The 396-nt window shown below is 52.8% G+C and carries 1 tRNA gene and 1 rRNA gene; both read right to left on the bottom strand.

Going from position 1 to position 396, the window contains the following annotated elements:
• Positions 1-87: 87 nt before the first annotated feature.
• Positions 88-163: transfer RNA gene (locus NR121_RS25090), tRNA-Phe, on the bottom strand.
• A gap of 47 nt (positions 164-210) precedes the next feature.
• A 5S ribosomal RNA gene (gene rrf / locus NR121_RS25085) occupies positions 211-327 on the bottom strand.
• Between the last annotated feature and the right edge of the window lie 69 nt (positions 328-396).

Raw genomic sequence — 396 nt, 5'->3', positions numbered from 1 at the left:
ACCGAACTCGTCAGAGAACAGATTTACAGTCTGCTGCGTTTGGCCACTTCGCTAATCCTCCGCATATGAAAGAATGTATGCCGTTCATGGTGGCTCGGGACGGAATCGAACCGCCGACACGAGGATTTTCAGTCCTCTGCTCTACCGACTGAGCTACCGAGCCCGACTATACATGCTTCATAACAGAATCCCCACTCTTGTAGAAGCTTCGCTTGGCGACGTTCTACTCTCCCAGGACCCTGCGGTCCAAGTACCATCGACGCTGGAAGGCTTAACGGCCGTGTTCGGTATGGGTACGCGTGGTTCCCTTCCGCCATCATCACCAAACGTATTCTTATCTCAAGGCTTGCGCCCTGAAAACTGGATCGAAACCAAGCCGCTGATCATCTTCATGTG

The sequence above is a fragment of the Paenibacillus sp. Pae15 genome (genome assembly GCF_024519685.1).
Classification (GTDB): domain Bacteria; phylum Bacillota; class Bacilli; order Paenibacillales; family NBRC-103111; genus Paenibacillus_G; species Paenibacillus_G naphthalenovorans.
Note: the sequence above shows the minus strand (reverse complement) of the source record. Positions and strands in the feature narration are given on the sequence as shown.